This is a genomic window from Arthrobacter koreensis, from assembly GCF_035792275.1.
GTDB lineage: Bacteria > Actinomycetota > Actinomycetes > Actinomycetales > Micrococcaceae > Arthrobacter_B > Arthrobacter_B koreensis_A.
The window spans coordinates 1-18,959 of record NZ_JAMWKK010000025.1; the positions used below are offsets into that span (position 1 = coordinate 1).

General features: G+C 67.3%; 17 protein-coding genes. 12 read left to right on the forward strand and 5 right to left on the reverse strand.

The annotated features are described in order from the left end of the window. Nucleotides 1-165: 165 nt before the first annotated feature. Complete coding sequence (acs, locus tag NGB94_RS16505) at nucleotides 166-2,154, reverse strand: acetate--CoA ligase (protein ID WP_325791802.1); 1,989 nt, start codon at nucleotides 2,152-2,154, stop codon at nucleotides 166-168. A gap of 321 nt (nucleotides 2,155-2,475) precedes the next feature. Here acs and NGB94_RS16510 point away from each other — a divergent pair, with 321 nt between their 5' ends. The 3 genes from NGB94_RS16510 to NGB94_RS16520 all read left to right on the forward strand — a co-directional run bounded on the left by NGB94_RS16510 (nucleotide 2,476) and on the right by NGB94_RS16520 (nucleotide 5,357). Continuing rightward, a complete protein-coding gene (locus NGB94_RS16510; RefSeq protein WP_325791803.1) occupies nucleotides 2,476-3,813 on the forward strand; it encodes a hypothetical protein in 1,338 nt (445 codons plus the stop codon). A gap of 72 nt (nucleotides 3,814-3,885) precedes the next feature. Further along, nucleotides 3,886-4,677, forward strand: a complete 792-nt coding sequence (gene nth, locus NGB94_RS16515; RefSeq protein ID WP_325791804.1) for an endonuclease III — start codon at nucleotides 3,886-3,888, stop codon at nucleotides 4,675-4,677. After that, the gene (locus NGB94_RS16520) at nucleotides 4,674-5,357 is read left to right on the forward strand and encodes a CoA pyrophosphatase (protein ID WP_325791805.1); all 684 of its coding nucleotides are present in this window, start codon (nucleotides 4,674-4,676) and stop codon (nucleotides 5,355-5,357) included. The genes nth and NGB94_RS16520 overlap by 4 nt, the downstream gene beginning before the upstream one ends. Here NGB94_RS16520 and NGB94_RS16525 read toward each other — a convergent pair whose 3' ends face one another. Continuing rightward, entirely contained in the window at nucleotides 5,358-7,070 is a 1,713-nt protein-coding gene (locus NGB94_RS16525; protein WP_325791806.1) for a bifunctional 3'-5' exonuclease/DNA polymerase, read from the reverse strand. Nucleotides 7,071-7,235: 165 nt separating this feature from the next. Between NGB94_RS16525 and ssd the strand changes: the two genes are divergently transcribed. The 7 genes from ssd to NGB94_RS16560 all read left to right on the forward strand — a co-directional run bounded on the left by ssd (nucleotide 7,236) and on the right by NGB94_RS16560 (nucleotide 12,345). Further along, a complete protein-coding gene (gene ssd / locus NGB94_RS16530) occupies nucleotides 7,236-8,357 on the forward strand; it encodes a septum site-determining protein Ssd (protein ID WP_325791807.1) in 1,122 nt (373 codons plus the stop codon). A 29-nt stretch (nucleotides 8,358-8,386) separates the two neighbouring features. Beyond that, entirely contained in the window at nucleotides 8,387-9,562 is a 1,176-nt protein-coding gene (locus NGB94_RS16535; RefSeq protein WP_325791808.1) for a TadA family conjugal transfer-associated ATPase, read from the forward strand. A 181-nt stretch (nucleotides 9,563-9,743) separates the two neighbouring features. Further along, nucleotides 9,744-10,373, forward strand: a complete 630-nt coding sequence (locus tag NGB94_RS16540; RefSeq protein WP_325791809.1) for a type II secretion system F family protein — start codon at nucleotides 9,744-9,746, stop codon at nucleotides 10,371-10,373. A gap of 181 nt (nucleotides 10,374-10,554) precedes the next feature. Continuing rightward, nucleotides 10,555-10,986: a type II secretion system F family protein gene (locus NGB94_RS16545; protein WP_325791810.1), complete on the forward strand. Its 432-nt coding sequence runs from the start codon at nucleotides 10,555-10,557 to the stop codon at nucleotides 10,984-10,986. Nucleotides 10,987-11,225: 239 nt separating this feature from the next. Continuing rightward, nucleotides 11,226-11,600: a DUF4244 domain-containing protein gene (locus NGB94_RS16550; RefSeq protein WP_325791811.1), complete on the forward strand. Its 375-nt coding sequence runs from the start codon at nucleotides 11,226-11,228 to the stop codon at nucleotides 11,598-11,600. Further along, the gene (locus NGB94_RS16555) at nucleotides 11,597-11,953 is read left to right on the forward strand and encodes a TadE family type IV pilus minor pilin (protein WP_325791812.1); all 357 of its coding nucleotides are present in this window, start codon (nucleotides 11,597-11,599) and stop codon (nucleotides 11,951-11,953) included. Before NGB94_RS16550 ends, NGB94_RS16555 begins: the two co-directional genes overlap by 4 nt. Continuing rightward, nucleotides 11,953-12,345 carry an Rv3654c family TadE-like protein gene (locus tag NGB94_RS16560; protein WP_325791813.1) on the forward strand — a complete coding sequence of 131 codons (393 nt, stop codon included), beginning with the start codon at nucleotides 11,953-11,955 and terminating at the stop codon, nucleotides 12,343-12,345. The genes NGB94_RS16555 and NGB94_RS16560 overlap by 1 nt, the downstream gene beginning before the upstream one ends. Nucleotides 12,346-12,426: 81 nt before the next feature. On the opposite strand, the gene NGB94_RS16565 is transcribed toward NGB94_RS16560, so the two are convergent. Both NGB94_RS16565 and NGB94_RS16570 read right to left on the reverse strand, forming a co-directional pair. After that, nucleotides 12,427-14,808, reverse strand: a complete 2,382-nt coding sequence (locus tag NGB94_RS16565; RefSeq protein WP_325791814.1) for a DEAD/DEAH box helicase — start codon at nucleotides 14,806-14,808, stop codon at nucleotides 12,427-12,429. A gap of 69 nt (nucleotides 14,809-14,877) precedes the next feature. Next, the gene (locus tag NGB94_RS16570) at nucleotides 14,878-15,528 is read right to left on the reverse strand and encodes a GNAT family N-acetyltransferase (RefSeq protein ID WP_325791815.1); all 651 of its coding nucleotides are present in this window, start codon (nucleotides 15,526-15,528) and stop codon (nucleotides 14,878-14,880) included. 83 nt (nucleotides 15,529-15,611) lie between these two features. Between NGB94_RS16570 and NGB94_RS16575 the strand changes: the two genes are divergently transcribed. Then, nucleotides 15,612-16,505 carry a rhodanese-related sulfurtransferase gene (locus NGB94_RS16575; protein WP_325791816.1) on the forward strand — a complete coding sequence of 298 codons (894 nt, stop codon included), beginning with the start codon at nucleotides 15,612-15,614 and terminating at the stop codon, nucleotides 16,503-16,505. A gap of 123 nt (nucleotides 16,506-16,628) precedes the next feature. Here NGB94_RS16575 and NGB94_RS16580 read toward each other — a convergent pair whose 3' ends face one another. Next, nucleotides 16,629-17,252 carry a TetR/AcrR family transcriptional regulator gene (locus NGB94_RS16580; RefSeq protein ID WP_325791817.1) on the reverse strand — a complete coding sequence of 208 codons (624 nt, stop codon included), beginning with the start codon at nucleotides 17,250-17,252 and terminating at the stop codon, nucleotides 16,629-16,631. A gap of 102 nt (nucleotides 17,253-17,354) precedes the next feature. Between NGB94_RS16580 and NGB94_RS16585 the strand changes: the two genes are divergently transcribed. Continuing rightward, nucleotides 17,355-18,818, forward strand: a complete 1,464-nt coding sequence (locus tag NGB94_RS16585) for an MDR family MFS transporter (RefSeq protein WP_325791818.1) — start codon at nucleotides 17,355-17,357, stop codon at nucleotides 18,816-18,818. Nucleotides 18,819-18,959: the final 141 nt, after the last annotated feature.

The window sequence follows — 18,959 nt, forward strand, 5'->3', positions numbered from 1 at the left end:
TGGCCCAGAAGCTCAACGGACGCCCACGTAAAACGCTCGACTGGGACAGCCCAGCCGAGCGTTTACGTGATCTACTTCTAAGCACCTAACAACCCAAGGTGTTGCAACCACCCCCAGAATCCGCCGCTTGATACGGGCAGTTTCTGCTATCTCGGTGCGCGGAACCTACTTGCGCAGGGACTCCGCGATCTGGGACATCACGGTGTTGTCCGCCAGGGTGCTTGAATCGCCCGGCTCGCGGCCTTCTGCAACATCCTTGAGCAGGCGGCGCATGATCTTGCCGGAACGCGTCTTGGGCAGCTCCGGGACCACCAGGATGTGCCTGGGCTTCGCAATCGGGCCGATCTCCTTGCCCACGTGGTTGCGCAGGGTGGTGACGATGTCGTCGTCGTCCTTGGCGCTGCCGCGCAGGATCACGAACGCAACCACTGCCTCGCCCGTGGTGTCATCGGTGGCGCCGACGACGGCAGCCTCAGCCACCGAAGGATGGCTCACCAGCGCCGATTCGATTTCAGTGGTGGAGAGCCGGTGCCCGGAAACGTTCATCACGTCATCCACGCGGCCCAGCAGCCAGATGTCCCCGTCCTCGTCCTTCTTGGCGCCGTCGCCGGCGAAGTACATGTTGTCGAACCGGGACCAGTAGGTGTCCTTGAAACGCTCCGGATCTCCCCAGATGCCGCGCAGCATTGCGGGCCAGGGTTCCTTGACCACCAGGAAACCGCCGGAGCCGTTCGGGACCGGTTCGCCCATCTCGTCCACGACGTCCACGGAGATGCCGGGAACCGGAACCTGCGCCGAACCGGGCTTGGTGGCAGTGACGCCGGGCATGGGCGCAATCATGTGGGCGCCGGTCTCGGTCTGCCACCAGGTGTCCACGATCGGCGCCGGGACTTCCTTCTTGCCGCCGTTGGCGCCGATGACCTGCCGGTACCACATCCAGGCCTCGGGGTTGATGGGCTCGCCTACCGTGCCCAGCACCCGGATGGAGTCCAGGTTGAACTTGCCCGGGATGTCCCGTCCCCACTTCATGCAGGTGCGGATCGCGGTCGGCGCGGTGTAGAGGATGGAGACCTTGTACTTCTCCACGAGCTCCCACCAGCGGCCCTGGTGCGGGGTGTCCGGGGTGCCCTCGTACATCAGCTGCGTGGCGCCGTTGACCAGCGGCGCGTAGGCGACGTAGCTGTGGCCGGTGACCCAGCCGACGTCGGCGGTGCACCAGTACACGTCGCTCTCCGGGTTCAGGTCGAAGGTGGCCCGGTGCGTGAATGCGGTCTGCGCCAGGTAACCGCCGGTGGTGTGCAGGATGCCCTTGGGCTTTCCGGTAGTGCCGGAGGTGTAGAGGATAAACAGCGGGTGTTCGGAGTCATGCGGCACCGGGGTATGTTCGGCGCTCGCGGAACCAACGACGTCGTCCCACCAGATATCGCGGCCTTCGGTCCACTCGACCGGCTCGCCGTTGCGCTTGACGACGACGACGCTGGTAACGGTGTGCCCCTCCTTCGCCAGGGACTCGTCGACGGCCGGCTTGAGCAGGCTGGGCTTTCCGCGCCGGTAGGAGCCGTCCGCGGTGACGACCAGCTTGGCTTCGGCGTCGTCGATTCGGCTGCGCAGGGCGTCGGCGGAGAAGCCGCCAAAAACGACTGAATGAACGGCGCCGATGCGCGCGCAGGCCAGCATGGTGATTACGGCTTCGGGAATCATGGGCAGGTAGACGGCTACGCGGTCGCCCTTGGTGACGCCGAGGGATTCGAAGGCATTGGCTGCCTTCTTCACTTCCTCCGTGAGCTTGGCGTAGGTGTAGGTGCGGGTGTCCCCGGGCTCGCCCTCAAAGTAGATGGCGACGCGGTCCCCGCGGCCCTCCTCGACGTGCCTGTCGAGGGCGTTGTATGAAGCGTTCAGCTTGCCGCCCACGAACCATTTGGCGAACGGCGCGTCGGTCCAGTCCAGGGTCTGGGTAAAGTCCTCGTCCCAGCTCAGCAGTTCCCGTGCCTGCCTGGCCCAGAATTCCGGGCCGGAAGAAGCGGCCTCGTCGTAGAGTCCGGGCTGCACCACGGCCGAGGCGGCAAATTCCGCGCTTGGCGGAAAGCTGCGGCGCTCGTGGTAAAGGTTCTCCAGTGCGTCACCGTGCTGCTTGACCGGAGGCTGTTCAGACATCTCGGACCCTTTCCGTTGGCTTCGACCCGGCGCCAGGCCCGGGCGTCTGCCCGGCCGGCGGGGCTGTTGGTGATGTTGTCCTTACCCTAACGCGGCAGCGCCCATGCTGTGGCACCGGTCACAACTGCCTCCGTGAAACGGGTTGATTATGCGATAAACGGTAACCCCGGGGCCACGCAGCCAGGGGGAACCGGTAGTCTGTCCTGCTGGCGTTGACTAGGCTGTCACTGAAAGCAAACCGCTTGTGGCGCCGCTGCGGCGGTGCCCTGCACGGTCGGCGCACCCGCCTTCCGGTTGGCTGCTGTCGGAACGGAGACCAGAATGAACCAGCCCCACGTTGAACACGAGGAACGCCCTGCCGCGGATGCCCCAGGCCCGCAGCCCGGCGCTGAACCGGGATCAGGGGTTCGTGCGGTTGCGGGTCCGTTCGGGCTTCGCGACATTGTTGTGGGGTCTGCCGTCCTGGTGATGCTGGTGGGCAGCGTCCTGCCCTTCGCCATTGGCAGCGGCCGGAACCTGTGGACGGCTTTCAGCCTCTTCTACGTTGGAATCGGCATCATCATGCCGCTCGTAGTCGCCGGGCTTTTCACTGCCCGCCGTCTCGCCCCGTCCACCCGCCTGCGCGTGGGATCGCTCTCCCTTGACCAGTTCGCCTCCGTAATTGCGGTGCTGGCTGCCATCTTCTTTTTCCTGCAGATTGTCTACGTCTTCAGCGTCGGCTCCCTGCTGGGCCTGATAGGCGCGGCTGCGCTGCTGGCCGCAACAACTTTTGCACCGCATATTCCGCCCTTCGCCGCTGAGTTCAGCGACCGCCCGGAAATCCCGGCACACGCCGTTGCCCGGGACGCCAAGCCGCTTGTCCGCGTGCCCAAGCCTGCGCCCGCGCCGAAGGCAGCGGGTGAGCCCGACGGCGGCAAGCGCCCCGGTATGTTCGGAGCGGGGAAGCCGGCCGAACCTGTTCCCGGTGCTTCCCAGCAGGGCCAGGCTGTTTCCCAGCAGGCTGGTACAGCCTCGACAGGGGCGGGCTACGGTTCGGCAGCGCGGCCTGACGCCGCAGGCGCACAGACGGGTGCCCAGGGCGCTCCCCAGCCTGAACCTGCGCAGGGATCGGCACAGGCCGGACCAGCGCAGACCGGACCAGCGCAGACCGGTACCGGCCAGGGCGCGACTGGCGCGGCAGCCGCTGGTAGTGCAGCTGCCGCCGGCGCTGGAGCATCCGGCGCAGGAGCATCCGGCGCAGGGGCGTCGGGTGCGGGAGCTTCCGGAACGGAAGCATCCGGCAAAGCAGAACCGGCCGGCGCCGGCAGCAACCAGGCAGTCCCTGCCGGGGAGGATCCGCTGCCCGCCACGACAGTGAACCCGACAGTCCAGGGCGACTCACCGGCGTCGCACACGCAGGCCCAGGAATCCATCTCGGCGACCCGTGAAGAAAACGAGAACGTCGTGGAAGCCTTCTGGTTCGCCGTCGGCACGCCCCGTCAGATCGTCGACGAACGCACCGGGCTGCCGCTGTTCATGTTCTACCCGGGCGACTGGGAACTCGGCCTGGAAGACCGAGGCCACGAGTTCCTGGTCCAGGACAAGCGCACCGGACGGATCGGCGTGCTGCGGGACCTGACCAACATCGAGCGCGTCAGCGACGACAGCTCCGGCCACTAGACCCACCACCGATGCCCCGGCGCCCGGACTGTTCCGAAAGCGCCGGGGCTTCGTTGACTGCGAAGGACACACATGCCAACCGGCAACGATGCCTCACCGCTGGCACTGAAACGCCGTGCACGGAAGATCAACCGACTGCTCGGGGAGCTGTACCCCTACGCGGTTGCGGAACTGGATTTCACCAACGCCTTTGAGCTGCTCATCGCCACGGTGCTCTCCGCGCAGACCACCGACGTGCGCGTCAACGCCGTCACCCCCGTGCTTTTTGCCCGTTATCCGGATGCCCGCGCCCTCGCTGAGGCAGATGAGTCCGAGCTGCAGGAACTGATCCGGCCTACCGGTTTCTTCCGTGCAAAGTCCGCTGCGATCAAGAAGCTGGCCACCCAGATCGTCGACGATTACGACGGCGAGGTGCCCAACAGGCTCGAGGACCTGGTGAAGCTGGCCGGCGTCGGCCGCAAAACCGCCAACGTGGTGCTCGGCAACGCATTCGGGGTTCCGGGCATCACCGTGGACACCCACTTTCTGCGCCTGTCGCGCCGGTTCGGCTGGACCGAGTCGAAGGACCCGGTGAAGGTCGAAGAGGACGTGGCGCAGCTCTTTGAGCCCAGGGACTGGACGCCGCTGTCCAACCGGGTGGTCTTCCACGGCCGCAGGGTATGCCATGCCAAGAAGCCCGCCTGCGGGGCGTGCGCCGTTGCGCAGCTCTGTCCCTCCTACGGTGAAGGTGAAACGGACCCGGACAAGGCCCGGAAGCTGCTCAAGTACGAGCTGGCTCCCGGGCGCGAGGACCTGCTTGCCCGCATGATGGCGTCGGAGACAAGGGCCCAGCTGCGGGCCGCCGGATACGGTCTGGAAGCATGAGTGCGCAGGCCCAGCTGGAAGCGTTCGGCAGCCTGGCCAGCAGCGGCGGCGGCAGCTATGGACGGGACCTGCGTTTCCTGACCCGGGCCGTCGACCCCGCCGTGGCGCGCGAGGCCGCAGTGCTCATCCTCTTCGGTGTCCTGGATGAGACCCCCGCGAGGTTCCATTCCGAGGCCGTTCCGGACGACCTTGATGTCCTGTTCGTGGAGCGTGCCTCCACCCTGAACGACCATCCGGGCCAGGTGGCCTTCCCCGGCGGCGGCGTGGACGCCTCCGACGCGGATGTGGCCGCTGCGGCGCTGCGTGAGGCGAACGAAGAAACCGGCCTGGACCCCAGCGGCGTTCGGGTGCTGGGCGCCCTGCCGAAGGTGGGGCTGCCGGTGAGCAACTTCCTGGTGACCCCGGTGCTGGGCTGGTGGGACAAGCCCACTCCCGTGGACGTCGTGGATGAGGCTGAATCGGCTTCGGTGTTCCGCGTGCCTGTTGCGGATCTGCTGAACCCGGCCAACCGCCGCACCACGGTGCTGCGCCGCGGCGGCGAGGAACACCGCGGTCCGGCGTTCCTCGTCAACGGCGTGGTGGTCTGGGGATTCACCGCCCTGCTCCTGGACGAGGTCTTCAACCAGCTGGGCTGGACGCTGCCCTGGGACGAGACCCGGGAAATGGTGCCGCCGGTTTAGTTACTTCGCTTCGGCGTAGGAGTCGACGGCGGTACACACCACGGGGAATTCCAGCGGGATCCTGCCGAAGAGCAGCTCCGTTGCCTCGGCTGCGGCCTCGGTGACGATTGCCTCGGCCTCGGCGACGCGTGCGGCAGGAACCTCAAGCATTACTTCGTCATGCAGGAAGAAGACGAGGCGCCCCGCCGGTGAGGTGCCCGAGGCCGCCCGCAGCCGCCGTCGTATCCCTGCCAGCCAGCACGTCGCCCATTCGGCCGCAGTGCCCTGCACCACGAAGTTTCGCGTGAAACGTCCGCGGGAGCGGGCCAGGTTATCGGCCCGGCGCTGTTCCTCCGCCGACGCTGTGCGCTGCGCGGCAAGCCAGCGTTCGGAGGCCGGGGGAGTGCTGCGGCCCAGCTGGCTGGAAACTGTCCCGCCGGCCTCGCCGGTGCGTGCCGCGCGTTCCACGACGGCGATTGCCCGGGGATAGTTCCGGGTCAGCACGGGCATCAACCGGCCGGCTTCGCCGCTGGTCGCGCCGTACATTGCGCCGAGCATCGCGACTTTGGCCAGGGACCGGTCGCCGTTGAAACCCTGGTCCGCGATGCCCTGGTACAGGTCCTTGCCGCGGGCTGCTGCGGCGAGCACCGAGTCCTGGCCCAGGGCGGCAAGGACACGCGGTTCTAGCTGGGCGGCATCGGCCACCAGAAGCTTGTAACCGGGAGCCGGCCGCACGGCGTCGCGGACGTACTTCGGAATCTGCAGGGCACCACCGCCGCGGGAGGACCAGCGGCCTGACACCACTCCGCCCACCACGTACTCGGTCCGGAACCGGCCATTCTGCACCCAGTCGTCGAGCCAGTTCCAGCCGCTGGCGGAGAGCAGCCGGGCCAGTTTCTTGTAGCGCAGCAGCGGTTCGATTGCCGGGTGGTCCTGCTGCTCCAGTTCCCAGGTGCGGGTGGTGCGGACTTCGATGCCGGCGCGGTGCAGGGCACGCAGCAGTTCCTGCGGGGAGTCGGGGTTGAAGGAAGGGTTGCCGAGTTTGGCCCGCAGCTCAGCGGCTGCCGCTTCCAGCTTGGCCGGGCGCTGTCCTTCCGACGGACGCGGGCCCAGCTGTTCCTCCAGCATGGCTTCGTGCAGGTCCCGGCGCCAGGGAATGCCGCCGTGTTCCATCTCGGCAGCGACCAGGCCGCCGGCTGATTCTGCGGCGAGCAGCAGGGTGAGGCGGCGCCGTTCCGGGCTTCCGGCGACGGCGGTGAGCTGGTCCTGGAGTTCTTCGATGAGCTCCTCGGCCGTGCGCGTGTGCTGCCGGGCGCGGGGGTCCATGGATTCGGCGCCGTCGAGCCCTTCGAACAGGGAACCCTGGTCCGGTGCCGGCGGCAGCGGGAGCAGCTGCCGGGGTGCCAGATCCGGTTCGTCCTCCGGGCGCCGGGCCCGCAGTTCCTTGATGTAGGGAGTTTCCGCGGCGAATTCTGAGTTGCGCAGGATTTCCCGGCACAGTGTGAGGTCGTGGCTGCGTTCCACGCTGATCCCTGCTGCCAGCAACCTGCCGTAGGTCTCCCGGCTCCGGTCCCAGACCCAGCGGACCGGCTGCTGCTCCGCCTGCGCCACAGCGCGCGGCAGCTCAGCTCCGGGTACGACGGCGGCCGGTGCGGTGGGTGCCCCCGCGGCGTCGGCCGGCTGGAGGACCCAGGCACCGGTGCTCCCCGGTGCGGGAGCGAGGACTACGTACATGCCTTCATTCTTCCCTGTCCGGGGAACACCCGTGGACGGCGCCATGCACCCTGCAGCTGCGACTTCTCCTCCACCGGGTAGAAGGAGGTGCTTCTTATGGGACGTTGTCCCCAACAGGACGCCTTCTTCAGGGGATCCGCTGCCTCGCCGCGGATGCTGGAGCCCATGACGGAAACTCTTCCCTGGACCCCGCCGGCCAGGCGTCGGCCGGAACAGCAGTCCCCGGGGCATACAGACGGCCCGCATGCCGTCCTGGTGCTTCCCCACAGCCAGCACCTGCAGGACGAAATCGCCCGGATCGCCGTTGCCGCCGGCATTGAGCTGAGAACAGCGGACACCATCGCCGGAGCACTCGCGCACTCACCGGACGTCCTGCTGGTGGACGCCCACGCGCTCGAACGCGGCGGCCGGACTCTGGGCGCCTTTCGGGGGACAGAGACGATCTGTGTCGGTTTCGAGGCTGAAGAACCCTGGCAGCAGTCCGCCCGCTACGGTGTCGAGGGCGTTGCCGTCCTTCCCCAGGCGGGTCCCTGGCTTGCTGAGCATCTCGCCCGGCGCAACAGTCCCACGGGACGAATACTCGGCGTGGCAGGAACCTTCGGCGGAGCTGGAGGGTCCACGCTGGCATGCCTGCTGGCCAGGGAAGCGGCTGACTCCGGACAACAAGTCCTGCTCGCAGAATCGGGCAGCAGCGGAGGCGGTCTTGAATACCGGCTGGGTGCAGTGGAGGCCAGCGGCCTCCGCTGGCAGGACCTGGCGGGCGTTGAAGGCACGGTTAACCCGATCCAGCTTGCTGCCGCGCTGCCGGAAGCGGGTGGGTTCGCCGTGCTTGGCCATGCTTCCGGTGAACCTGCACCGGAAGGAGTTGAGGAGGAAGTGCAGCCTGCGGTCCTGCAGGCCGCCCGCGCGGCCTTCGGGCTGACGGTCCTGGATCTTGGCACCTGTCCGCCGCACCACTCCCGGGTCCTGGAACAGTGTGACGTGCTTCTGGCCGTCGTGGGAGGCAGGACGCCCTGCCTCCTGGCTGCCAAGTCCTGGTGGAACGGGCACGGACCCGGCGCCCCGCCCACTTCCGCCGTTGTCCGGGGGCCGCTCCCGGAAGGCATGGACGAAGTCCGGGTTGCGTCGCTGCTGGGTATGGACCTGGCGGGTTATCTGCCCTGGACCCGGGCGGTGGCGTCCGCCTCCGATGGAGGACGGCTGCTGGACGCCCGCCGCAGGCGGCTCCGCCGTGCAGTGGGCCGGATCCTGGCGGCTGCCGGGCCGGCAGCGGGGCGGGAACCGTGAATGGGGCGGGCCGCCGGGCGCACCGGCCGGTGCAGCGAACCGGCATTCCGGATGCCTACGCGGCAGGACTGGTCAACCAGATCCGTGAGGAAGTCCTGGCAGGGGACGTTCCGGTAACAGGCGCGAGGCTGGCCGCAGCGGTGCACGCGAGCGGCCGCCTGCTGGGTTCCGGCGGCGGGCTGCGTGCCGTTGACCGGGTTCAGGCCGACCTGCAGGGCCTCGGCCCGCTTCAGGCACTACTTCGAATACCGGGACTCACGGACATCCTGGTCAACGGACCGCACGAGGTGTGGGTGGACACTGGAGCGGGACTTGCCCGAACCGATGTCTCCTTCCCAGCCGAGGCCGACCTGCAGGCACTCGCAGTCCGGTTAATCGCAGCCGGTGGACGGCGCCTCGATGATTCCTGTCCCTGCGCGGATGTCCAGCTCCGTGGATACCGGGTGCACGCCGTCCTTCCGCCGGTTTCCACGGGATCCACACTGCTGTCGATCCGGGTCAGGGCAGCGGACAGCTTCAGTCTGGAGGAATTGCAGGCTGCCCGCATGATGGATGCGCAGTGCGCGGATACTCTGCGGTTCATCGTTGCCTCCAAGCTGAATTTCCTGATCAGCGGTGCCACGGGAACGGGGAAAACCACGCTGCTCTCCAGCCTGCTGTCCCTCTGCAATCCTGACGAGCGGCTGGTGCTGATCGAGGATGCCGCCGAACTGGTGCCTCAGCACCCCCATGTCATAGGGCTGCAGGCCCGGCACACCAACATCGAACGTGCCGGCTCCGTGGACTTGGCAGACCTGCTTCGGCAGGCCATGCGCATGCGCCCCGACCGCCTGGTAGTGGGTGAATGCCGCGGCGCTGAAGTGCGGGAACTGCTCGCGGCTATGAATACGGGGCACGACGGTGCCGGGGGAACTATCCACGCCAGCGCCGCCTCCACGGTGCCCGCCCGCCTGGCAGCGCTCGGAGCGCTCGCCGGGCTGAACGCACGGGCACTCGCACTCCAGGCAGCAGGCGCGCTGGACGCCGTAATTCATCTTGAACGGGATGCAGGCGGACGCCGCGTAGCCGAAATCGCCGTGCTGGACTCGCCAGTGGACGGTGAACTCGTCACCTGCACCGCACTGGACTGCCGTGCGCAAAGCTCATCTCCGGGCCCGGGTTGGGACCTGCTGCAGGCTCGTCTGGCACTAAGGCAGTCAAGGTGAGCGCGGTGTCCCGCTCCCAGGGACAGCCCGGGACATCGGCGCACGGATGACGGGCCTGTGGACAGGCGTCCTGCTGGCCGCAGCATTCCTGCTTCTGGCCGGCGGGCGAAGACCGGGCCTGCCGCTCTCCGTCAGCAGCCGTCAAAACCCATCCCGACGCCGCCGGGTTGCTGTGCCGGGAGTGGGGCCCGGGAAGGCAGGACGGAACAGCAAGGCCAGCGAGGAGGAGCTCCACCGGCTCCCGCTCCTCGTCCACCAGCTCGCTGGTCTTCTGGAAGCGGGCCGCACGCCCGCCCAGCTGTGGGCGGATGCATCCCGGCTATACCGGGACACCCCGGGCGCACCCGTCCGGAGTCCTGTCTCATCCACGCTTGACCGCGCCGCCCGGGCAGCTGCCCTGGGAATCAGCGCAGCGCCCGTGCTCCGGGAAGCCGCACAGGCATCCTCGGGCCTGCACGCCATGCTCTGGAACGATCTGGCGGCATGCGTGCAGACCGCAGAACGAAGCGGTGCTCCGCTGGCCGGGATCCTGAGCCGTTACGCACAGGGGCTGGAATCCATCCTCGATTCCCGCGCCGCCCGGACTTCGGCGCTCTCCGGGCCCAAGGCCACCGTCCGGCTGCTGACCTGGCTGCCGCTGGCAGGGATCGGACTTGGGTTTCTGCTGGGAACCAACCCCCTCGCCGTGCTGGCTCAGAGCCCTGTGGGGTGGGCCGCGGCAGGAACAGGTGCTGCTCTCGGCCTGACCGCACGGCTCTGGTCCAGGCGGCTTATCTCCCGTGCGGTACCGGAAGGCGAGGGAACCGGATGAAGCACCGGCAACTCCCGTGACCGCGTTGAGTGTGGGGTTGCTGCTGGCCGCGGCGGCGGTTCTGCGGTGGCTAGGCACTTCTCCCGCGCGGTTGGTATCCGGGACACGCCGGACGCCGAGCGGCCCGGGTCCCGCCGGGCCGCCGGGGCAGGGACACCACGGGATCCGTGACCCGGCCCTGATGCTTGACCTCGCCGCAGCCATGCTCAGCGCAGGGCGTCCACCCAATACTGTGCTGCTGGTGCTGGCAGACTCGGCGGTGCCGCCGCTGGACCTCATCCTTCGGCGGGTCGTTACCGCACTGGAGCTGGGTTCCCCGTGGGACCAGGCCTGGGACCTGGCGGAGAGGGCAGGAACCCAGGCTGCAGGCGCAGCGAAGGCAGCGGCGGTCCTGCGCGATGCGCTGGCCTTCGCAGCATCCAGCGGTGCACCGTCAGCTGCAGTGCTTCACGCCCAGGCAGCACAGATCCGGCGGCGCAGGTCCCGGGACGGGGAACAGCGGGCTGCGGCCCTCGGGATCCATCTGGTCCTGCCGCTGGGCCTCTGTGCGCTTCCGGCATTTCTGTGTTTCACCGTGGTCCCGCTGCTGCTGGCGCTGTTGCCCGAAATCTAGGCTGCCCCGTCGTGCGGCCATCCCGTCCCGACCCACCCGTCTGTTGCCTGTGCCCTCATTTGTGTGCGGGGGGAGGAACCAGTCACCGGCCGGGGCTCCTCCACAAGCGCGGTGAAGGGAAGCGGTTTTCCAGAAGTCCAGCGCGGGAGCTCTCCTGCTGGTCCGCCCGCGCCAGACTCGGTTCATGCCCAGGGCCCCCGGGTCCGCGGCGTTTACCGACACAACCTGAGGAGCCAGACATGTCATCCATTCAGTCCGAACCAACAGCCGTTCCCGAACCCCGCCGCGTGGCTGCGCCAACGGGGGCCGGCGGCGCTGACCGCCCGTCCGGCGGCAGAAGTGCCGCGGTCTCCAGCACCGCAGTGACCCGATCCGCGGGAGTCCCCGGTGCGCCGGCCGAAGCCGTTCCCCTGGCCAAGGTCTATCCGTTCCCGGACAGGAAACGGCACGGCATGACGGCGCAGGACCGTGAGGCCGGAATGGCCACGGCGGAGTACGCCATAGCGACCTTGGCCGCCGTAGCCTTCGCAGCGCTGCTCGTGGCGGTCCTGAGCAGCGGCGATGTCCGGGAGCTGCTTATGTCGCTGATCCGTTCCGCTCTCAGCTTCGGGTGAAGCCGGTCCACTCTCCGCACGCCGAGCAGGGAGCTGTCACTGCGGAACTGGCGGTCGCGATGCCTGCTGCGGCAATCCTCCTGGCCGCCCTGCTGACCGGAGCTGCGGCTGGACTTACCCAGCTGCGGCTGGAGGAAGCTGCAGGCGCAGCGGCCCGGCTTGTGATGCGCGGGGATACCAGTGAAGCCGCCGGCGCCGTCGCGCGCCTGGCCGGCGACGGCGCAGGGATGGAGGTATCCGAGAGCGGGGACTGGGTGCACGTCCGTGTGGAATCCGCGCTCCGGGCCCCGCTGCTGGACCTCCTTCCCGTCACGCTCGTCGCTGAAGCTTCGGCTCCCCGGGAGGAAAAGTGATGAGCCGGTTCATCCCGACTCCAAGGGCGGGAACCGAGACGGGAGCCGGAACTGTCCTTATGCTCGGCCTTGTCCTGGGAGCCATCACGCTGGCCGTGGCTGCGGCGCTGCTTTCAGCTGCCGTGGTGGCAGGGGCCAGGGCAGGGACGGCAGCCAACCTGGCTGCGCTGGCAGGCGCAGATGCTCTGCGCGGCCTGCGCAGCGGAGACCCGTGCACTGTGGCGGCCGCCGTCGCAGCGAGGAACCAAGCGGAGGTGGCACACTGCTCCCCGGAGACGCAGGCGGGAACATTGACAGTCACCGTCCGGGCACCGGTCCCGCTCCTTCCCTGGCAGGCTTCCGCGGAAGCCCGGGCCGGACCGCCTCCGGGCGCACTGCGGGAACCGGGCTGACCCGTGCCGGACCGCAGTCCGGAAGCCGTGGCAGGGCCGCTTCCCTGACCCCGGGGGACGGCACTGGAACCCGATGCAGGGCTAACGGCGGCTGGTTACCGTGCCCGTGCCTTGGGCCGGGGCCTGCGCTGACGGGATTCCCGCATCGGGAGCGTTCGCGAGCAGCACCTCGATCAGCGTCACCGCGCCCTTCTTGTCCAGGGGGTTGTTCTTGTTGCCGCACTTGGGGGACTGCACACAGGAGGGGCAGCCGCCGTCGCACTCGCAGGCACGGATGGCGTCCCGGGTAGCGGCCAGCCAGATGGTGGCTGCCTCGTAGGCGCGTTCGGCGAAGCCGGCGCCGCCGGGGTGTCCGTCGTACACAAAGATGGTCGGCTTGCCCGTGTCCGCGTGCAGGGCGGTGGAGACCCCGCCGATGTCCCAGCGGTCGGAGGTGGCAACCAATGGGAGCATCCCGATCGAGGCGTGCTCGGCAGCGTGCAGCGAACCCGGGAAGTCAGCGGCAGCCAGGCCGGCACCGAGCAGCAGTTTCTCGTCAATGATGAACCACACGGCTTTGGTGAAGAGTTCCTTGGCCTCGAGTTCCAGCGGCTCCTCGCCGAGGATCTCGTTGGAGACCAGGGCCTTGCGCTGGAAGGAAACCACCTGGGTGGTGACCTTGACCGTGCCGAAGCACACCTGGACCTCGCCCCACTGCACGGAACGTTCGGTTTCCATCACCTCAATCTGGGTGATGTCCCGGGCCTGGGTGTAGAACTCGGGGTTTGCCCGGGTCACCACGGCACAGTGGTCTGCCTCGTTCAGCTCCTCAACCAGGAAGGTCTGCCCCTGATGCACGTACACCGCCCCGGTGTGGGCCTGGTACTGGCTCTGCGCACCGTCCATGGTCCCCAGCAAGGTGCCCGTCTCGGCCTCCACAATGTTGATTGGTCCACCGCCGGCGGCCCGCAGGTTCACCATCGACGCCGCGCTCTCCGCGTGGGTCCAGAACCAGCCGGCCGGGCGGCGCCGGAGGTATCCCTGGGTCACCAGCGAATCCAGCAGGCCCGCAGCCGTGGGGCCGAACATGTCACGTTCCTCCGGCTTCAGCGGCAGCTCAGCCGCTGCCGCACAGAGGTGCGGACCCAGCACATACGGATTGGAGGGATCGAAGACGGTGGCCTCGACAGAAATGTCGAAGATGGCTTCCGGGTGATGGACCAGGTAGGTGTCCAGCGGATCGTCGCTGGCCACAAAGGTTGCGAGGGCGTCCTGCCCGGAGCGTCCGGCCCGGCCGATCTGCTGGAACAGGGAAGCACGGGTACCCGGCCAGCCGGCCACCAGGACGGCGTCCAGTCCGGAAATGTCGATGCCCAGTTCAAGCGCCGAGGTGCTGGCGATGCCGAGCAGCTGCCCGCTGCGCAGCTGGTTCTCCAGGGCTCTGCGTTCCTCCGGCAGGTACCCGGAACGGTAGGCGGCCACCCGGTCCGGCAGGGAGGGATGCACTTCGTCCAGCAGCCGCCGGGTGATGGCGGCAATGGTCTCAGCGCCCCGGCGGGACTTGATGAAGGCAATGGTCCGGATCTGGGCGGAGACGAGGTTGGCCAGCAGGTCCGAGGTTTCAGCGATGACCGTGCGGCGCTCGCGGGCACCGTTCTCGCCCTTGCCGTCGGTGAGCTGCGGTTCCCACAGGGCAACCGTCGTAGCTCCGTGCGGGGAATAGTCGCGGGTGAAGGCCTGCACCTCGCTGCCGATCAGCCGGCCGAAGGACTGCGCAGGATCCGCAGAAGTGGCAGAGGCCCCAATGAACACCGGATCCGCACCGTAGTACGCGCAGATCCGCCGCAGCCGGCGCATCAGGTTGGCTACGTTGGAGCCGAAAACCCCGCGGTAGCTGTGGGCCTCATCAATGATGACGTACTTCAGCCGGCGGAAGAACCGTGCCCACCACGCATGATTGGGAAGCACCCCGAAGTGCAGCATGTCAGGATTCGCCAGCACCAGGTTGGCGTGGTCCCGGATCCAGCGGCGCGCACCCGGGTCCGTGTCGCCGTCGTACGTTTCGGCCCGCAGTGTCGGAAGGTGAAGCGCGTTCAGGGCCGTCAGCTGGTCGGCGGCCAGCGCCTTGGTGGGGGAGAGGTACAGGGCCACGGAGCCGGTGGGCTCCAGGGAAATTCGGTCATCGAGCGCCGTCCGGTGGATCTCGTCCAGCATCGGCAGCTGGTAGGCCAGCGACTTACCGGACGCGGTTCCCGTGGAGATGATGGTGTGCCGTCCGGAGTGTGCACAGTCCGCAGCCTCGGCCTGGTGCTGCCAGGGGGAATGCACCCCCAATGAACCGTAGGCCGCAATTAAATCCGGGTGGACCCAGTCGGGCCAGGGAGCAGTCTGTGCCTCCCGGGCGGGAATCTCGTGGATGTGGACCAGCTGCTCCGGGTCGCTTCCGCCGCCGAGCAGCGGGATGAGGGAATCAGAAATGGCCACGCGGCCATTCTCCCACCGGTACCCGGGAAGCAGGCACGCGGAACGGTCCCGGTCCGCGGCGGGCGAAATCTAGAGACGCGGCTCAAACATCATGACGCTTGCCAGGGACTCCCAGCCCAGGTACCGGTACAGCTCCAGGCCCGTCGCGGGAGAGATCAGGAGTCCCGTTTCGGCGTCGTGTTCCAGGGCGACAGCGGTCAGGGCCCGCATCACATAGCTGCCGAGCCCCTGCCTGCGGAAACCGGGATCGGTGGCAATCTGGTCATAGACAGCGAAACCGTCCACCACCGCTACGTGTCCCTGTGCCGCCGTCGACTCCCCGGACTTTACTTCCACCCGGCCGCCGGTGCCGGTGCGGATGGTTTCTGCGCTGTAGCCGTCCGGCGGCAGCGGATCTTCGACATCCTGGCCCTCCATGGACAGGATCATGAAAACTTCGTCGGTAGAACGGACCGACAGCCCGTAGACGTTCGCAGCCCCGTAGAGTTCGGACACCTTGGACGTGACAATCGTGAACAGCCGCCCCGCTCCCTGCCGTGCCGACGTGGCCAGTGCAGCGAACTCATCGTGGGAGGGCTCCAGGGCGAAGTACTCCCAGTCATTGGTTTTGTCATGCAGGAAAGCGGCCGGAAACCGACCCTCGTGGCGTGTCTGGTACCCGCGGGCCCTGGCCCACCCCGTCACCCAGGTCTCAAGGAGATCGTCGGTTAGTCCGTTCATGCAGAAACCCTAGCCCGCGGTTCCCTCCGGCGGGAGGGCGGTCCGGTAAAACCGGATTTCGCCCGCCGGTCTACCCTTAATACGTGGCCATGAATCGAATTGCTCTCTATTACGCCTTCACCCCGCTCCCGGATCCCGAAGCGGTCCGTCTCTGGCAGCGCACCCTGTGTGAAAAGCTCGGCCTCCGCGGCCGCATCCTGATCTCCAAGGACGGCATCAACGGAACAGTCGGCGGCGAACTCAACGCCGTGAAGGCCTACGTTAAGGCCACCCGCGAGTACCCCGCGTTCAAGAAAATGGACATCAAGTACTCCGAAGGCTCCGCCGAGGACTTCCCGCGCCTGAGCGTGAAGGTCCGCCCCGAGATCGTGAGCTTCGGAGCGCCGGGGGAACTGAAGGTGGACGAGAACGGGGTTGTGGGCGGCGGGACACACCTGCGCCCCGAAGAGCTGCACGAGCTGGTTGAGGCAAAGAAAGCCGCCGGCGAGGACGTTGTCTTCTTCGACGGCCGCAACGCCTTCGAGGCCCAGATCGGCAAGTTCAAGGGCGCAGTAGTGCCTGATGTCTCCACCACCCACGACTTCATCAAGGAACTCGAGTCCGGCAAGTACGACGACCTGAAGGACAAGCCTGTGGTCACCTACTGCACCGGAGGCGTGCGCTGCGAAGTCCTTTCGGCCCTGATGGTGAACCGAGGGTTCCAGGAGGTCTACCAGATGCAGGGAGGCATCGTCCGCTACGGAGAGACCTTTGGGGACGAGGGTCTCTGGGAGGGTTCGCTCTACGTGTTCGACAAGCGCATGCACATGGAATTCACTGACGACGCCGTCACTATCGGTGAGTGCGTGCGGTGCCATGCGCCTACCAGCAAGTTCGAGAACTGCTCGAACCCGTCCTGCCGCAAACTGACGCTGTACTGCTCCGAGTGCTCCGCGGATCCCTCGACCCTGCGCTGCCCGGACGGCTGCGAAGCGTAACACCACCTTGCGGGCCTTCGGCTGCTGACTTCCACCTTCCGCGTTCCCGCCTGGCCGCGGAAACCGGCGTCCGGGAGGCAGCGGCTTAGGGAGGCAACGGCTTAGGGGAGGGCCGGCACGGACCTACCTGCCGAATGCTGCCGGAGCACTGATCTCAGCCAGGTTCTGGACTGCCTGCTCGAACAGCTCTGCGGGATTCGAGGTGCGTCCGGCGCTCTCTTCCCGGGCAAAGCACTGCCAGGCAACCCGCCAGGTGCAGGCAATCAGCTCCGCCACGAGCTGTGCCTGCATCCGGCTCAGCCGTGCGCGTTCCTCGACCGCGTCGCTCACTGTGTTCACCAGATGCATTTCCTGGCGGGAGACTGCCTGGAGCAGCCGGGGTTCGCGCAGCAGGAGCCGCGATATCCGCCCGAATCCAACCTGTTCCACTTCGTGGGCAAACTGTTCCCTGCAGGCACCGGCCAGCTCCTGGAAAATTTCTGCCGGAGACATGGAGGGGGCGAGTTCACGGCTGAGCAGAGCGTCCAGGAGTTCCCCCTGCCCCGGAACGGCTGCGGACTCCTTGGAGTCGTAGTAGCGGAAGAACGTCCGCTCCGAGATCCCGGCACGCTCTGCGATGCTGGCCACCGTGGTGGCCTCCACCCCCGCAGTCTCCAGCAGGTCCAGGGTTGCCTGCTGGATCTGCCGTCTCGTCGCGGCCTTGTGGTCGTCTCGTTTTCCCACGGTGTTCCAGCTTTCGTCGGGCACGCCATTGCATATCTTCTGTCACAGTATGCCAGTTCGTTTAGAAAAATCTGTCAGTCTGTGACAGTATTTTCCGGTTCACGTTCCACAGAAACCGAGGAATCCTTGACTTCCGAAAGCCCTGCAGCCGAGCACGAAGCGGCACCCGCAGCCATCGCCGAGCAACGTCCGGCGCTTTCCACCAAACAGCTCACAGGAATCATCGGAGCAACGGCCCTGGCCGCGTTCCTGATGATCCTGAACGAAACCGTCCTGACCGTGGCGCTGCCCTCGATCATGGCGGACCTGGACGTTTCAGCGGCAGCCGGACAATGGCTCACCACCGGATTCCTGCTGACCGTCTCCGTGGTTATCCCTACCACCGGGTTCCTGCTTCAGCGCTTCAGCACCCGGAGCCTGTTCGTCTTTGCGCTGGCCAGCTTCCTGGCCGGCACCGTGCTGGCAGTGTTCGCCCCCAGCTTCGCCGTCCTGCTGCTTGCCCGCATCATCCAGGCAGTGGGCACCGCCATTGTGCTGCCGCTGCTGATGACCACCACGCTGACCCTGGTGCCGCTGCACAAGCGCGGTGCCATCATGGGCCTGAACTCGATCGTCATCTCAGTGGGCCCGGCCGTCGGTCCCACGGTGTCCGGCGCAATCGTCAACGCCTTCAGCTGGCACTACATTTTCGTGCTGATGACGCCCATCGCCGTGCTGATCCTGCTGCTCGGCATCATCTTCATCCGCATTCCGGGTGCCTCCCGCAAACTGCCGGTGGACGTCGCCTCGGTGATCCTCTCCGCCCTCGCCTTCGGGTTCCTGGTCTATGCGATCTCCAGCCTGGAACACGCAGCGGACAACCTCATCCTGGCCGCTGCCAGCCTGGTCATCGGTGCCGGTGCACTGGTGCTGTTCGTCCGGCGCCAGATCCGCCTGGCCCGGACCGGACGCGAACTGCTCAACCTCGCTCCGTTCCGGAACCGGAACTTCACCCTTAGCGTCGTGATGATCATGATCGCCATGGGAACCCTGCTGGGAACCGTGGTGATCGTGCCGATTCTGCTCCAGACCGGCAGGGGCCTGGACACCCTGACCATCGGCATGATGCTGCTGCCCGGCGGACTGGTGCAGGCCGCGGTCGGCCCCGTATTCGGCCGGGTGTTTGACCGCTTTGGCCCCCGCCCCGTCCTGATTCCCGGTGCAGCCCTGCTGGCCCTGGGGCAGTGGATGTACGTCAGCGTCACGCCCGAAACCGGGCTGTGGTTCTTCACCGCCTCCCACGTCGTGTTCAGCATCGGGCTGGCCATGCTGATGACCGGACTGCTCTCCGCCGCCCTCGCCACGGTCGATCCGCGGCTGTACGGCCACGGTTCGGCGATCTTCAACACCGGGCAGCAGCTGGGCGGCGCGATCGGCACCACCATCTTCGTGACGGCCCTGTCCATGCTTGCCGCACGCCGGCTGGCAGACGGATCGCCGCTCGCGGATTCACTCTTCTCCGGTGCGCACACCGCCTTCATCATTGGTGCGGTGCTGGCCACGGCCGGACTGGTCCTGGCGCCGTTTATCCGGATTCCCCGCCGCGCCTGATCCTGTCTTTTCAACGAGAGGCCAGTTACGGCTCGTATGAGCGCGGTGAAGTCAAGTGGTGGGTGCAACGCTGGGGGTTAGGCTGCTGGTTGCAGCAGCATGTTCAGCCGGTTGGCTGGGGTGTCCATGTCCAGGGTTGGT

What these genes read in the sequence shown, in the direction of transcription:
- NGB94_RS16550 (WP_325791811.1), top strand. Translation starts at nt 11,226, where the DNA reads ATGTCATCCATTCAGTCCGAACCAACAGCCGTTCCCGAACCCCGCCGC.
- NGB94_RS16545 (WP_325791810.1), top strand. Translation starts at nt 10,555, where the DNA reads ATGCTTGACCTCGCCGCAGCCATGCTCAGCGCAGGGCGTCCACCCAAT.
- NGB94_RS16520 (WP_325791805.1), top strand. Translation starts at nt 4,674, where the DNA reads ATGAGTGCGCAGGCCCAGCTGGAAGCGTTCGGCAGCCTGGCCAGCAGC.
- acs (WP_325791802.1), bottom strand. Translation starts at nt 2,154, where the DNA reads ATGTCTGAACAGCCTCCGGTCAAGCAGCACGGTGACGCACTGGAGAAC.
- ssd (WP_325791807.1), top strand. Translation starts at nt 7,236, where the DNA reads ATGACGGAAACTCTTCCCTGGACCCCGCCGGCCAGGCGTCGGCCGGAA.
- NGB94_RS16525 (WP_325791806.1), bottom strand. Translation starts at nt 7,070, where the DNA reads ATGTACGTAGTCCTCGCTCCCGCACCGGGGAGCACCGGTGCCTGGGTC.
- NGB94_RS16560 (WP_325791813.1), top strand. Translation starts at nt 11,953, where the DNA reads ATGAGCCGGTTCATCCCGACTCCAAGGGCGGGAACCGAGACGGGAGCC.
- NGB94_RS16570 (WP_325791815.1), bottom strand. Translation starts at nt 15,528, where the DNA reads ATGAACGGACTAACCGACGATCTCCTTGAGACCTGGGTGACGGGGTGG.
- NGB94_RS16510 (WP_325791803.1), top strand. Translation starts at nt 2,476, where the DNA reads ATGAACCAGCCCCACGTTGAACACGAGGAACGCCCTGCCGCGGATGCC.
- nth (WP_325791804.1), top strand. Translation starts at nt 3,886, where the DNA reads ATGCCAACCGGCAACGATGCCTCACCGCTGGCACTGAAACGCCGTGCA.